Below are 13,201 nucleotides of genomic sequence, written 5' to 3' on the forward strand. Positions count from 1 at the left end.
GGACGGACATAAAGAAGGCCCGGCATGTCGCCATGCCGGGCCTTTGAATTCAGCTTGGCTGAACGTGCAGATTACTGCAGGTAGTCGTACTTGCCGTCTTTCCACTCGTAGAAGACGTAGCCCGGCAGCGTGACGTCGCCCTTGTCGTCGAAGGAGAGCGAACCGAGCACGGTGTCGAACGAGCCGTCATTGAGTGCCGCAACGACCGCGTCATAGTCAGTCGAGCCGGCTGCCGAAGCTGCCTGCGCCCAAGCCTGGATCGCGGCGTAGGTGTAAAGCGCATAGCCCTCAGCCGTCTTGCCGGCTGCGAGCAGCTTGTCGACCACCGGCTTGGCTACTTCGCTCTTGCGCGGGTCGGGCGAGAAGGTCATGAGCGTGCCCTCGCCGGCATCGCCGGTGATGGCCCAGTACTCATCGGTGACCAGCGCGTCGCCCGAAACGAGCACGGTGTCCATGCCCTGCTCGCGCATCTGGCGCGCCATCAGGCCTGCTTCGGTGTGGTAGCCACCGACATAAAGTACGCCGATGCCTTCAGCCTTCAGCTTTGACACGAGCGCGGTGTAGTCCTTTTCACCGGCGGTGTAGGCTTCGTAGAGTGCCGGCGAACCGCCATTGGCTTCGTAGGCAGCCATGGTGGCGTCGGCGAGACCCTTGCCGTAGGCGGTCTTGTCGTGAACGAACGCAACCTTCTTGTCGGCGAAATTGTCGGTCAGGAACTTGCCTGCAACTTCACCCTGCTGGTCGTCACGGCCGCAGACGCGGTAGACGCCCGGACCCGGACGCTCATCGGTGAATTTCGGGTTGGTCGAGGCAGGCGAAATCTGAACGATGCCTTCCTCGGCATAGACGGCCGACGCCGGGATCGAAGAACCCGAGCAGAAGTGACCGGCCATGAACACCACGCCTTCGCCAGCCATCTGGTTGGCAACGGCAACAGCCTGCTTCGGATCGCATGCATCATCGCCGACGGAGAGCGAAAGCATCTCGCCATTGATGCCGCCTGCTTCGTTGATATCGGCAACGGCCTGCTCTGCGCCGCCCTGCATCTGGGCGCCGAACGAAGCATACTGGCCAGTCATCGGGCCAGCGACAGCGATCTTGATCTCGGCCCAAGCCGGACCGGACATCAACAGTCCAAGAGCGGCTCCTGCCAAAAGCACCTTTTTCATGGTAACTCCCTTAAACACCTTTGTGTTCCCAAGCGGCCCGGATCGGTGTCCTTCCCCCGGTTCCGCAGTGCGGGATGTTCTCCCGCTTGACCGGCATGAAAGCCTAATTCTTCCTTGAAATAAAGGCTTTCTAGCCAGAAATGGTTGACGCGGCTCAGTTCTTTTTGCTCCAACCGATCGAACCACTCCGCTGATATTCAAAACTGTACTGGGTTGCCATCTGCCCGGCACGCGTCACGCGCATGCCGAGAAAGGCGATCGCCGTGATCACGATCAGATCGATGACATAATAATAAAGCGACAGAAGTGTGCCCGAAAACAGCGCGAAGTGAATGAAACGCGTCGCGGCGGTAAGGAGCAGCATGTAGATAAAGAGCGTCGTCGCGCTTTGCCATGTGCGCGCAAGCGCCCGGCCGGTCAGGTATGCTGCGCCGCCCGCCAGGATCACGGTGACAAACACGAACTCCAGCGCCGACACTTCCCACAGGAGAGAGAACTCCTTTTCCATCAGTGACGTCCTCCTTCGAGATATGCGGCGCGCACCTCTTCGCGTTTGAGCAGCTCCGTGCCGGTGCCGCTCATGGTGATTTTGCCGTTGACCATCACGTAACCGCGATGTGCCAGCTTGAGGGCGTGAAACGCGTTCTGTTCAACCAGGAACACGGTCAGCCCCTGGCTCTCGTTGAGTTCGCGAATGACCTCGAAGATCTGTTTCACGATCAGCGGTGCGAGACCGAGCGAAGGCTCGTCAAGCAACAGAAGCTTGGGCCGGCTCATCAAAGCGCGCGCGATGGCCAACATCTGCTGTTCGCCGCCGGAGAGCGTGCCGCCACGCTGGCTGGCCCGCTCCTTGAGGCGCGGGAACAGGTCGTAGATGCGTTTGAGGTCCTCGTCGAAATAGTCCGGCGAAACGAGCGACGCGCCCATCTGCAGATTTTCCAGCACCGTCATGCGCGGGAAGATACGACGGCCTTCCGGCGACTGCGCGACGCCGAGGCGCATGATCTCGTGCGTCGGCATCGCGGTGATATCCTGGCCGTCATAGACGATGGTGCCGCTGCGGGCCTGCGGATTGCCGCATATCGTCATCATCAGCGTCGATTTGCCGGCGCCGTTTGCTCCGATAAGGGTGACGATCTCACCGGCGTTCACTTCGACATCGACACCGCGCAGCGCGACGATCTTGCCGTAATAGGTCTCAACATTCGAAACAGAAAGCATCGGGGCGGTCATGCCTTGCCTCCCTTGCCGGAGGTTCTTCTTGAGGATGTGCGGCTGGACGGTACCTTTCCACCGTCAACCCGGCGCGAAAAATCGGTCTGCTTGCCGGACGCAAGCGCCTTTGCCTGCTTGACCCATTCCTCACGCTCGATGCGGCCAGCAAAAGAGAGATAGGAGCCGACCCATTCGACCTCGGCCTTTTTCCAGGCCGCGACCTGGGAAAAATGCCAGATGCCGAGTGTGTTCAGCTTTTTCTCGTTTGCCGGTCCAATGCCGCTGATGCGGGTGAGATTGTCAGCACCCCCGGCCGCGGGCTTCTTGGTTCCGGCTGGCTGGGCGCCGGGATGTTTGTCCGCATCCTTGACCTTGATTTCACTGACCGCCTTTGCAGGCACAGCTGATTTTTTGGCTGGTGCCTTCTTCGCAGGAGCGGTTTTCGCTGCGGCCGATTTGGCCGGAGCCGATTTCGCGGCAGGCTTGGCCACCGCTTTTGCCCTAGCCGGCGCCTTGCGAGGTTTGCGCGCCGGCTTCTCCATCTCCGCGACATCGGCCTTGATCTCGGGAACGTCGATCTCTTCTTCGTCGTCGACACCGAGATAGGCGGCGATGACACGCGGATCGCTCTTAACGAAATCGGCGCCGCCGTCGGAAATCTTCACGCCGTAGTCGAGCACAACGATGTGGTCGGAGATTTCCATGACCACGCCCATGTCATGCTCGATCAGTAGCACCGAAGTTCCGGTTTCGCGAATGAACTGAAGCAGCTCATTGAGCTCTGTCGATTCGCGCGGGTTGAGGCCCGCCGCCGGTTCGTCGAGGCACAGCAAATGCGGCCCGGTGCACATGGCGCGTGCAATTTCGAGGCGGCGCTGCGCGCCATAAGGCAGGTCGCCTGCGGCATCGTCGGCACGGTCGATCAGACGCGTGTGCTCAAGCCAGTAGACAGCCTTGTCGATCGCCTCCTGTTCCGCCTTGCGATAGCTCGGCAGGCCAAGCACGCCGCCGATCGTCATGCCGGAAGCGATCATCAGCGGATTGTGCTGGGCAACAAGCAGGTTCTCCAGCACCGTCATGCCGCCGAACAGCCGGATATTCTGGAAGGTGCGTGCCACACGTGCCTTCTTCGAAATCTCGAAGTCGGGCATGCGCTCCAGCAGGAAGACCGATTGGTCGTCACTGATGTGCCAGCGCCGTCCGCTTGCGGTCACCGCGTCCACCGTCTCCTGCTGGCCGCCGAGCCCGTGGCGCATGACAATGCGGCCCTCGGTCGGTTTGTAGAAGCCGGTGACGCAGTTGAACACGGTGGTCTTGCCTGCACCGTTCGGGCCGATCAGCGCGGTGATATCGCCGCGTCCGACCTTGAAAGACAGGTCATCGATTGCGACCAGCCCGCCGAAGCGCATTGTGAGATGTTCGACCGTCAGGATGGGGTCGGCGTCCCACCGGTCATTGGCCGACGCCGATGGTTGTTTGAGGGCGACGTTCATCAGTGGCCCTCCCCTTGCGCGACCATATCGGCCCCGATCTTCTTGCGTTCCTTCAATACCGCGGAGGGCACCCTTGTCGTTATCAGCCCGCGCGGCTTCCAGACCATGATACCGACCATGGCGAGGCCGAAGATCAGCATGCGATACTGGACCGGATCGAAGCCGGGTCCGAAAATCTGCGACAGAAAGCCGATGTTACGCAGCATCTCGATGCCGCCGATCATAACCACGGAGGCGATGACGACGCCGATCTGCGAGCCGAGGCCGCCAAGCACCACGATGGCGAGGATGATCGCCGATTCCAGGAAGGTGAAGCTCTCGGGCGAGATGAAACCCTGCCGGGTGGCAAAGAAGGAGCCCGCAAAGCCACCGAACATCGCGCCGATGGCAAAGGCCGTCAGCTTGGTGTTGGTGGTGTTGATGCCGAGCGAGCGGCAGGCGATTTCATCTTCGCGCAGTGCTTCCCATGCACGCCCGACCGGCAGCTTTCTCAGGCGCATCGTCACGAAATTGGTGATCAGCGCCATGATGAAGATGATGTAGTAGAGGAATATGAAGCGGTGGATGGTCGAATATTCGAGGCCGAAGAAATCGGCGAAACCGCCTTCTCCCCGTGTGAACTCCAGACCGAACAGGGTCGGCTTCGGAATGCCGGAAATGCCATCCGGGCCGTTCGTGAATTCGTACCAGTTCAGGAGCACGACGCGGATGATCTCACCAAAGGCGAGCGTGACGATCGCCAGGTAGTCGCCACGCAGGCGAAGCACCGGAAAGCCCAGGATGATGCCCCAAAAGGCGGCCAGGATGCCGGCCAGAGGCAATGCCATCCAGAAGCCGAGGTCGAAATATTCCGCCAGCAGTGCAAAGGAATAGGCGCCGACGGCATAGAAGGCGACATAACCGAGATCGAGGAGGCCTGCGAGGCCTACCACGATGTTCAGGCCCCAGCCGAGCATGATGTACGTCATGATCAGAATGGCCAGGTCGATATACTGGCGCTGCTGGCCGGGAAAGAAGGTGGTGAAGAAGAAGGGCAAGATCACCGCAAATCCGAAAAGCGCGATGCCCAGATATCGTCCAAGCCCGGGCAGCCGTGCAGACGAGCCCGAGAGCTTGTCGCCGATAAACTGCGTTGCCGGGGTCTTGGCCTTGAAGACAAACAGATTGAGAAGCAGCCGTCCGCCGAAAACGATCAGAATGGCCGAAATCCAGAGCGGCCAGCGATAGGTGATCGCAAGTCCGCCAGCGGCGATGTCGGTTTTAAGGGGCAGGAAGAAGAAACCCAGTACCGCGACAAGAAATGCCGCCGTCGCCGAATCCTTCAGCGAATCCACGAACATGCTGTTTTTGGCGGCTGGACCGCCATTCGGTCGCATCGCCGCCATCACACCTTCTCCACTTCGGGTTTGCCAAGAAGGCCGGAGGGCAGGAAGATCAGCACGATCGCCAGGATCGAGAATGCTGCGACGTCCTTGTATTCGACCGTGAAATAGCCGGACCAGAAAACTTCGATCAGGCCAATGGCGAGGCCGCCGAGCATGGCTCCGGGCAGGGAGCCGATGCCGCCGAGCACAGCAGCGGTGAACGCCTTAACGCCGGCCAGGAAGCCAATATAGAAATCGATAACGCCATAGAGCAGCAGGAACATGAGGCCGGCCACTGAAGCGAGCGCGGCGCCCATGACGAAGGTGAGCGAGATGGTGCGGTCGACATTGACGCCCAGCAGCGCGGCCATCTTGCGATCCTGCTCGCAGGCGCGCTGGGCACGGCCGAGAGGCGTGCGCGCGATCAGCAATGTGAAGCCGACCATCAGAAGCAGGGTCGTGACGATGATGATCATCTGCATGTAGGACAGCTGCACGACGATCGGCCCGTTTTCCGTCACCCCTTCCATGATCGTGACACCGCCCTGGATTTGCGGGGGCAGCGGCTTGACGCGGGCGCCCTGCGAAACCTGAACGAAATTCTGCAGCACGATCGACATGCCGATTGCTGTGATCAGCGGCGCCAGCCGGAACGATCCGCGCAGCGGCCGGTAGGCCAGCCGCTCGACAGTCCAGCCCCAGGCGGATGTGAAAAGCATCGCCACGATCAGGACGATGAGCAGCACAACCGGCAGAAAGACGAAGCCGAACACCGTGGTGAGGATCAGGAAGGTCGTCAGCGCGATAAATGAGCCGATCATGAAGATGTCGCCATGAGCGAAGTTGATCATGCCGATGATGCCATAGACCATCGTGTAGCCAATCGCGATGAGGCCGTAGATCGACCCCAGCGTCAGCCCGTTGATCAGCTGCTGCACAAAATATTCCATCATTGAACTCCCGGATGCTGCGCCAGCTGGCGTGCCCCGTTTTTGTTGGTTCCCCTTGGTCCAGACTTTCGTCTGTCAGGCGCGAAGTCAACGCGCGCCGGAGGCCCGGTGGCTTCGCCGGGTCGCGGGACGCTACCACCAGCCCGGCGCAATGTCATTGCCCCTCGTTGGCTAGTTCGGGTTCGATACGCAAGATTCTTGCGCAATTCCCCCAGCGGGAAGTCCTTCATTGCAGAAGTCGGATTGGTCGGGAAGAGCCGTTCGCAGGCGCTCCGGTCACTCATTTGACGGTAAATCCATGTGCAAAGGGATCGCGGTCGTCGATGAATATCGTGTTCAACCCGGTCATGCGCGCCCATCCGGAGATGGACGGGATGATCGCGGGTTTGCCAGCGACCTCTGTCACGCCTTCGATTTTGCCGGTGAACCGCGAGCCGATGATGGATTCATGCGTGAAGTGCGTGCCTTGCCGCAGCCGTCCGCTGGCATGAAGCTGGGCCATACGCGCCGACGTGCCGGTTCCGCATGGAGAGCGGTCGATTGCCTTTTCGCCGTAAAAGACGGCGTTGCGTGCGTCGGCTCCTTCGGTCTGCGGGGCGCCGGTCCACAAAATGTGCGATACACCCATGATTGCAGGGTTTTCCGGATGCGCGATCGCATAGGCCTCATTGAGCCGCTGACGCATCACAGGGCTCCAGGCGATCAGCTGAGCTGCTGTGTAGTCGGCCATGTCGCGGAAATTTTCCTGGCTTTCGACGATGGCGTAGAAATTGCCGCCGTAGGCCACGTCCACCTTGAGCGGACCGAGGTCGGGACAGTCGACTTCAAGACCTTGCGAGTGCAGGAAGGAGGGCACGTTGGTGAGCGATACCTCTTCGACATATGCGCCCTCCTGCCGGTAGCGCGCCACAACCAGTCCGGCCGGGGTTTCGAGCCGCAACACACCCGGTTCGCGCGGGCGAACGAGCCCGTGCTCGATGGCGAAGGCTACCGTGCCGATCGTTCCGTGCCCGCACATAGGCAGGCAGCCCGACGTTTCGATGAAAAGGATCGCGATGTCGCAATCCTCTCGCGTCGGCGGGTAGAGGATCGAGCCCGACATGACGTCGTGGCCGCGCGGCTCGAACATCAGTCCTGTTCTGATCCAGTCGAATTCCTTCAGGAAATGGGCCCGGCGGTCCATCATCGTCGCGCCGTCGAGCAGCGGGCCGCCGCCAGCGACGAGGCGGACCGGATTTCCGCAGGTATGGCCGTCGATGCAGAAAAAGGAGTGACGCGCCATCCGACCCCTCAAAACCTGCTGGCGGAAAACGGCGCCAGCGGTATTGCCGGCTTCTGCCCCAGAATGAGATCACGAATCAAGCGTGCCGTAGCGGCAGCTTGCGTCAGACCGAGATGGCCGTGGCCGAAAGCGTACCAGACGCCGGGCTTGTTCGATGCGTCGATGACGGGCAGGGAATCGGGAAGCGAAGGGCGGTGGCCCATCCATTCCTTGCCGCCTTCGGTCTTCAGCCCGGGCAGGAAATCAGCGGCTTTGCGCAGCATCGCCTTTGAGCGCGCAAAGTTTGGCTGGCGCTCCAGTCCGCCGAACTCGACAGCGCCGCCCACCCTGATGCCGGTGGCTAGGGGCGAAATGACGAACCCGTGCCCGGGGAAGGAAATCTGACGGCGCAGGTCGAATGCGTCACCCGGCAGCGTCGTATTATAGCCGCGTTCGGCTTCCAGCGGGATCGTATCGCCGAGCATGGCTGTCAGTCTGTGCGACCAGGCACCGGCAGCTATCACCAGTTCGGGGGTGCGATGTTCACCGCCGCTTTCGAGCCGCAAGCGCTGTTGTCCTCCCTTATGGGTGACAGCGACAACCCGGTCCTGCATCCACTGCGCGCCGAGGCTCTCCGCGTAACGCCAGATGGCGCGCCCGATCTCGGCGGGGTCGGCGACATTGCTCCATCCGGGCACGAAGACGGCGCGAACGAAACGGGGCGACAGCCCGGGCTGGTACTGGGCGATTTCCTCGCCGGCCAGATGGTGGATTTCAATGCCGGCGCGCTCGCGTTCCAGCCAGCCCGGCCGGGAAGCTTCATGTTCGGCCACGCTCTCATAGAGCTCAAGGCAGCCATCCTCGCGCAGCATTGTCCGCGTACCGGAGGCGTCCATCAGGTCCATCCACTCGCCGCGCGCGAGATCCATCATCGCGGTTTGGGCGGCTACGGCCTGGTTGAATTTCGCGGCGCTGCCGGCGCGCCAGAAGCGGTAAAGCCAGCCTGCCAGCGATGGCAGGTAGGCCGGCGGGATCGCGAGCGGTCCGAGCGGATCGAGCAGCCAGCGCGGCACCTGGGCCACCATACCCTTGTGCGCAAGCGGCAGAATTTCCGAAAAGGCCAGGGCGGCGGCGTTGCCGGAGCTTGTTTCGGCACAGATACCGGTGCGGTCGATGACCTTTACCCTGATGCCGGCCTCGGCAAGGCGCGCCGCAATACAGATGCCGACGATGCCAGCACCGATGATTGTGACGTCCCTTGCCGCCCCGGCCTCAGCCATGCGCACCATCACTGCTCACGTTGCTCAACGCTCCTACAGTGCCGGCAGCTCCGGCCGGTTTGCCATTGCTTCGCGGACCGTCTTTTCCGCTGCCTTTCGCCGCTCGCCCTCCAGCGGCAACCGCGGCATGCGCACCCGGTCACTCGAACCGAGGGCGAGGACTTCGGCCAGCTTGATGTTCTGGACGAGATATGTCGAGACGTCGAGGTCGAGCAGCGGGCGGAACCAGCGGTAGATCGCCAGCGCCTCGGCATTGCGTCCGGCCTGCATAAGCTTCCATATCGCCACCGTCTCCGCCGGGAAGGCGCAGACCAGGCCGGCCACCCAGCCGACGGCGCCCACTGAAAGCGCCTCATAGGCGAGGTTGTCGACGCCGGTCAGCACGCTGAAGCGGTCGCCGAACGCATTGATGATCTCGGTCGTGCGGCGGATGTCGTCGCAGGATTCCTTCACCGCGACAAAAAGCGGATCGTCCGCGAGTTCGGCCATCGTTTCGACCGTCACGTCGACACGGTATGCCACCCGGTTGGAGTAGATCATGACCGGCAGCCCGCCGGCGGTGGCCACCGCTTTCAGGGTCGCTACCGTTTCCTTCGGGTTGGTGTGGTAGATCGGGCTGGGCACCACCATCAGGCCATCGGCGCCGGCCTTTGCCGCCTTTTTGGCGAGTTCGGCGCCGTCGCGTGTGGCGGCTTCGTTGATCGTCAGAAGCACCGGCTTGCCGTTCGCCACCTGGCGCGCTGCCCGGAGCACATCGAGCTTTTCCTCGGTGGAAAGCATCGGTCCCTCGCCAAGCGAGCCGCAGACAATGAGCCCGTCACAGCCGGCATCCATCATCAGCCCGAAGCAGCGCTCCATCTCGGCATGATCGAGCCGGTCGTCAGCGGTGAATTTGGTCGTGACAGCCGGGAGAACGCCGGTCCACATATGAGCCTCCATGCTTGATATGCATCTGATATATCAATTTCCGGCGCGTTTTGTCAACGGGATTCCGATCTGATATATTTGGCGTACATCAGGAGCGGCAAATGATTTCAGATGCAGTTGCAGACGTGCCATTGCGCGAGGAACCGGCCTCGGCGCGCGCCTACAGGGCACTGGAACGCATGATCGTCACCCTTGAGCTGCCGCCGGGATCGGTAGCCACGGAAGGTTCGCTGATCACGCGGCTGGGGCTTGGGCGTACGCCGGTGCGCGAGGCGATCCAGCGGCTTGCCTGGGAAGGCCTTGTCGATGTGCGGCCGCGCGCCGGGCTTGGCATCGCGCCTTTGCATGGCGGCGACTGGGTGAAGGTGATCGATGCGCGGCGCGGCGCCGAGGTCGTGCTGGCGCGCTCGGCCGCCCGGTTCGTGACCCACGAAGCCGCGGCGCTTTTCCGCGATGCAGCGCTGGCGATGCAGAAAGCTGTCGTCACTGGAAACGTGATCGCCTTTCTGGAAGCGGACAAGCAGCTCGATGCGGCGATGGCCGTTGCATCCGACAACCCTTTCGCCGCGCAGCTCGTGGCGCCGCTGCAAACCCATAGCCGGCGTTTCTGGTACCGCTATCAGAGCGACACGGGCCTGGCGGATGCCGCGGCAGGTCATCTGGGTATTATCCGCGCGGTGACAGAAGGCGACGTTGAGGGAGCCGGCGCCGCCATGGGCAGCCTCATGGATCTGCTCAGGGCCAATGCGGAAGCAGTGATGCGCGCATAAAAGACCGCCCGCGCGTCGGCGCGGGCGGTCCGGTTCTGAAGATTCATCGTCGCGACGGGAACTCGGCGCCGTCTTTGATGCCCAGCCGCCCGCCCGCAGCCGTCAAACGGCGAGGACGGGCAAACAGGCAAACTGTCGGGCTAGTTCATCGTCGGGATGACGAACTCGGCGCCATCTTTGATTCCTGACGGCCAGCGCGAAGTGATTGTCTTCGTCTTGGTGTAGAAGCGGAATGCGTCTGTGCCATGCTGGTTGAGGTCGCCGAAATGCGAACCCTTCCAGCCGCCGAAGGTATAATAAGCGATCGGCACCGGGATCGGCACGTTCACGCCGACCATGCCGACCTCGACGCGCGCGGCGAAGTCGCGGGCGGCATCGCCGTCGCGGGTGAAGATGGCAACGCCGTTGCCATATTCGTGTTCATTGGGAAGGCGGATCGCCTCCTCATAGTTCGCTGCACGCACGACCGACAGAACCGGGCCGAAGATCTCTTCCTTGTAGATCTTCATGTCCGGCTTCACATCGTCGAACAGGCAGCCGCCCATGTAGTAGCCGTTCTCATAACCCTGCATGGAGAAGTCGCGGCCGTCGACGACGAGCTTGGCGCCTTCCTTGACGCCGAGGTCGACATAACCCTTCACGCGTTCAAGCGCCTGGGCGGTGACCAGCGGGCCGAAATCGGCACCGGCATCGGTAGAAGGCCCGACCTTGAGGCTTTCCACCCGCGGGATCAGCTTCTCGACCAGGCGATCGGCGGTTTCCTTGCCGACCGGCACCGCCACCGAAACCGCCATGCAGCGCTCGCCGGCGGAGCCGTAGCCGGCCCCGATCAGTGCATCGACCGTCTGGTCCATGTCGGCGTCCGGCATGATGATCATGTGGTTCTTGGCGCCGCCGAAACACTGGGCGCGTTTGCCGTTGGCGGTGGCGCGGGAATAGATGTACTGCGCGATCGGCGTGGAGCCGACGAAGCCGACGGCCTTGATGTCCGGATCGTCGAGAATTGCGTCCACCGATTCCTTGTCGCCGTTGACGACATTGAGCACGCCGGCCGGCAGGCCCGCCTCGACAAAAAGCTCGGCGATGCGCATCGGCACGGAAGGGTCGCGTTCGGACGGCTTCAGCACCATCGCGTTGCCGGCTGCAAGTGCCGGCGCGATCTTCCACAGCGGGATCATGGCCGGGAAGTTGAACGGCGTGATGCCGGCGACGACGCCGAGCGGCTGGCGCATGGAATAGACGTCGATGCCGGGTCCGGCACCTTCGGTGTATTCGCCCTTCATCATGTGCGGCGCGCCGATGCAGACCTCGACAACTTCGAGGCCGCGCTGGATGTCGCCCTTGGCATCCGGAATCGTTTTGCCGTGCTCGCGCGCCAGCGTTTCGGCCAGTTCGTCATATTCGGCGTGCACGAGCTCGAGAAATTTCATCAGCACGCGGACACGGCGCTGCGGATTGGTCGCGGCCCAGGCCGGCTGAGCGGCCTTGGCGTTTTCGACAGCGGCGCGCAGCTCGGCGGCCGAAGCCAGCGCGACCTTGCCGCGCACCGATCCGTCCATGGGCTGCATGATATCGGCAGTGCGGCCGCTTTTGCCGGGCACGCGCTTGCCGCCGATGAAATGACCGACTTCGATCATGGCCTATCTCCCTTGTTCCGTTGGCAGCATTGAACGCCTTCGCATTGCTGAATGCAACGCGAGCCCAAAATCAGCAGATGTGCAGAATTTAATGTACGATCGCAGATGTGCATGATTTCGTGCAAATGATAAGGATCTGAAGTCCAATCGGGAGGTAGCGATGAACTGGGACGATGTGCGGGTATTCCTTGCCGTTGCCCGCGCCGGACAGATCCTCGGCGCGGCACGCAGGCTCGGCCTCAACCATGCCACGGTGTCCAGGCGGGTGGCGGCGCTGGAGGAGGCGCTCGGCGCGAAGCTGTTTCAGCGGCTGACGACGGGCACCGAGCTGACACCAGCCGGCCAGCGCTTTCTGCCGGTCGCGGAACGCATGGAGACCGACATGATCGCCGTGCGTGCGGATCTCGCCAGCGAGGGCGACGAGATCGCCGGTCCGGTCCGCATCGGCGCACCCGACGGGTTCGGGGTTGCGTTTCTGGCCTCCAGGCTTGGCGAACTGACGGCGAGGCATCGCGACCTCACGATCCAGCTGGTGCCGGTTCCGCGTTCGTTTTCGCTGTCGCGGCGCGAGGCCGACATTGCGATCACCGTCGAACGCCCGGCCGAGGGGCGGCTGGTGGCGGGCAAGCTGGTCGATTATTCGCTCGGTCTTTATGCCTCCAAGGATTATCTGGAGCGGTTCGGGCGGCCGGAGGCGGCCGAGGCGCTCGCCGGTCACAGGCTGATCGGCTATGTGCCCGACCTGATCATCAACCCGTCGCTCGACTATGCCACCGAGTTCTGGCGCGGCTGGGAAACGAACTACGCGATCTCCTCCGCACTGGGGCAGGTGGAGGCGGTGCGCTCGGGTGCAGGCATCGGTATCCTGCACACGTTTATCGCGCGCTCGCTGCCAGAACTCGTGCCTATAGAGGCGGTTGCGCCCATTCGCCGTGCCTACTGGCTTGTTTATCACGAGTCGGTACGGCCCATGCGCCGTATCCAGGCTGTGTCGAGCTTTATCTCCGAGGTTGTGGACCGCGAGAGAGGCCTGTTTCTCTGACCTGCCGGGCGGGTGCTTGGCACTGCCTCCTGCGATGGGGTAGTTTTCGCGGCTGTGATCGAGCGCGGGAAACCAATGCGGCCGGCTGGGGAT

Annotated in this window: 12 protein-coding genes; 2 read left to right on the forward strand and 10 right to left on the reverse strand. The window is 62.3% G+C overall.

Features of this window, described 5'->3' with window-relative positions; genetic code table 11:
• Window positions 1-71 precede the first annotated feature (71 nt).
• The 9 genes from EP165_RS07745 to EP165_RS07785 all read right to left on the reverse strand — a co-directional run bounded on the left by EP165_RS07745 (window position 72) and on the right by EP165_RS07785 (window position 9,659).
• Complete coding sequence (locus EP165_RS07745) at window positions 72-1,169, reverse strand: branched-chain amino acid ABC transporter substrate-binding protein (RefSeq protein WP_127521175.1); 1,098 nt, start codon at window positions 1,167-1,169, stop codon at window positions 72-74.
• 154 nt (window positions 1,170-1,323) lie between these two features.
• The gene (locus tag EP165_RS07750) at window positions 1,324-1,677 is read right to left on the reverse strand and encodes a DUF6867 family protein (protein WP_127521177.1); all 354 of its coding nucleotides are present in this window, start codon (window positions 1,675-1,677) and stop codon (window positions 1,324-1,326) included.
• Complete coding sequence (locus EP165_RS07755) at window positions 1,677-2,402, reverse strand: ABC transporter ATP-binding protein (RefSeq protein WP_245440078.1); 726 nt, start codon at window positions 2,400-2,402, stop codon at window positions 1,677-1,679. Before EP165_RS07755 ends, EP165_RS07750 begins: the two co-directional genes overlap by 1 nt.
• Window positions 2,399-3,877, reverse strand: coding sequence for a helix-hairpin-helix domain-containing protein (locus EP165_RS07760; protein WP_127521179.1), 1,479 nt, complete (start codon window positions 3,875-3,877; stop codon window positions 2,399-2,401). The genes EP165_RS07755 and EP165_RS07760 overlap by 4 nt, the downstream gene beginning before the upstream one ends.
• Complete coding sequence (gene livM, locus EP165_RS07765; protein ID WP_127522542.1) at window positions 3,877-5,253, reverse strand: high-affinity branched-chain amino acid ABC transporter permease LivM; 1,377 nt, start codon at window positions 5,251-5,253, stop codon at window positions 3,877-3,879. Before livM ends, EP165_RS07760 begins: the two co-directional genes overlap by 1 nt.
• Before the next feature lie 8 nt (window positions 5,254-5,261).
• Window positions 5,262-6,191, reverse strand: coding sequence for an ABC transporter permease subunit (locus tag EP165_RS07770; protein WP_127522544.1), 930 nt, complete (start codon window positions 6,189-6,191; stop codon window positions 5,262-5,264).
• A gap of 280 nt (window positions 6,192-6,471) precedes the next feature.
• A complete protein-coding gene (locus tag EP165_RS07775) occupies window positions 6,472-7,473 on the reverse strand; it encodes a 4-hydroxyproline epimerase (RefSeq protein WP_127521181.1) in 1,002 nt (333 codons plus the stop codon).
• Between the two features lie 8 nt (window positions 7,474-7,481).
• Window positions 7,482-8,732 (reverse strand): NAD(P)/FAD-dependent oxidoreductase, encoded by a 1,251-nt coding sequence (locus tag EP165_RS07780; RefSeq protein ID WP_127521183.1) that lies wholly within the window; start codon window positions 8,730-8,732, stop codon window positions 7,482-7,484.
• Between the two features lie 33 nt (window positions 8,733-8,765).
• Window positions 8,766-9,659: a dihydrodipicolinate synthase family protein gene (locus tag EP165_RS07785; protein ID WP_127521185.1), complete on the reverse strand. Its 894-nt coding sequence runs from the start codon at window positions 9,657-9,659 to the stop codon at window positions 8,766-8,768.
• Between the two features lie 101 nt (window positions 9,660-9,760).
• On the opposite strand from EP165_RS07785, the gene EP165_RS07790 reads away from it, so the two are divergent.
• A complete protein-coding gene (locus EP165_RS07790) occupies window positions 9,761-10,429 on the forward strand; it encodes a GntR family transcriptional regulator (protein ID WP_127521187.1) in 669 nt (222 codons plus the stop codon).
• Between the two features lie 140 nt (window positions 10,430-10,569).
• Here EP165_RS07790 and EP165_RS07795 read toward each other — a convergent pair whose 3' ends face one another.
• The gene (locus EP165_RS07795; RefSeq protein ID WP_127521189.1) at window positions 10,570-12,066 is read right to left on the reverse strand and encodes a CoA-acylating methylmalonate-semialdehyde dehydrogenase; all 1,497 of its coding nucleotides are present in this window, start codon (window positions 12,064-12,066) and stop codon (window positions 10,570-10,572) included.
• A gap of 160 nt (window positions 12,067-12,226) precedes the next feature.
• Here EP165_RS07795 and EP165_RS07800 point away from each other — a divergent pair, with 160 nt between their 5' ends.
• Window positions 12,227-13,108 carry a LysR family transcriptional regulator gene (locus EP165_RS07800; RefSeq protein WP_127521191.1) on the forward strand — a complete coding sequence of 294 codons (882 nt, stop codon included), beginning with the start codon at window positions 12,227-12,229 and terminating at the stop codon, window positions 13,106-13,108.
• Window positions 13,109-13,201: the final 93 nt, after the last annotated feature.

The sequence above is a fragment of the Mesorhizobium sp. Z1-4 genome (assembly GCF_004000235.1).
Taxonomy (GTDB): domain Bacteria; phylum Pseudomonadota; class Alphaproteobacteria; order Rhizobiales; family Rhizobiaceae; genus RCIO01.

Bases quoted from the DNA above. Each gene is read 5' to 3' on its own strand.
- EP165_RS07760 (WP_127521179.1), bottom strand. From the start codon at position 3,877: ATGAACGTCGCCCTCAAACAACCATCGGCGTCGGCCAATGACCGGTGG.
- EP165_RS07795 (WP_127521189.1), bottom strand. From the start codon at position 12,066: ATGATCGAAGTCGGTCATTTCATCGGCGGCAAGCGCGTGCCCGGCAAA.
- EP165_RS07750 (WP_127521177.1), bottom strand. From the start codon at position 1,677: ATGGAAAAGGAGTTCTCTCTCCTGTGGGAAGTGTCGGCGCTGGAGTTC.
- EP165_RS07770 (WP_127522544.1), bottom strand. From the start codon at position 6,191: ATGGAATATTTTGTGCAGCAGCTGATCAACGGGCTGACGCTGGGGTCG.
- livM (WP_127522542.1), bottom strand. From the start codon at position 5,253: ATGCGACCGAATGGCGGTCCAGCCGCCAAAAACAGCATGTTCGTGGAT.
- EP165_RS07755 (WP_245440078.1), bottom strand. From the start codon at position 2,402: ATGACCGCCCCGATGCTTTCTGTTTCGAATGTTGAGACCTATTACGGC.
- EP165_RS07745 (WP_127521175.1), bottom strand. From the start codon at position 1,169: ATGAAAAAGGTGCTTTTGGCAGGAGCCGCTCTTGGACTGTTGATGTCC.
- EP165_RS07785 (WP_127521185.1), bottom strand. From the start codon at position 9,659: ATGTGGACCGGCGTTCTCCCGGCTGTCACGACCAAATTCACCGCTGAC.
- EP165_RS07790 (WP_127521187.1), top strand. From the start codon at position 9,761: ATGATTTCAGATGCAGTTGCAGACGTGCCATTGCGCGAGGAACCGGCC.
- EP165_RS07775 (WP_127521181.1), bottom strand. From the start codon at position 7,473: ATGGCGCGTCACTCCTTTTTCTGCATCGACGGCCATACCTGCGGAAAT.
- EP165_RS07800 (WP_127521191.1), top strand. From the start codon at position 12,227: ATGAACTGGGACGATGTGCGGGTATTCCTTGCCGTTGCCCGCGCCGGA.
- EP165_RS07780 (WP_127521183.1), bottom strand. From the start codon at position 8,732: ATGGCTGAGGCCGGGGCGGCAAGGGACGTCACAATCATCGGTGCTGGC.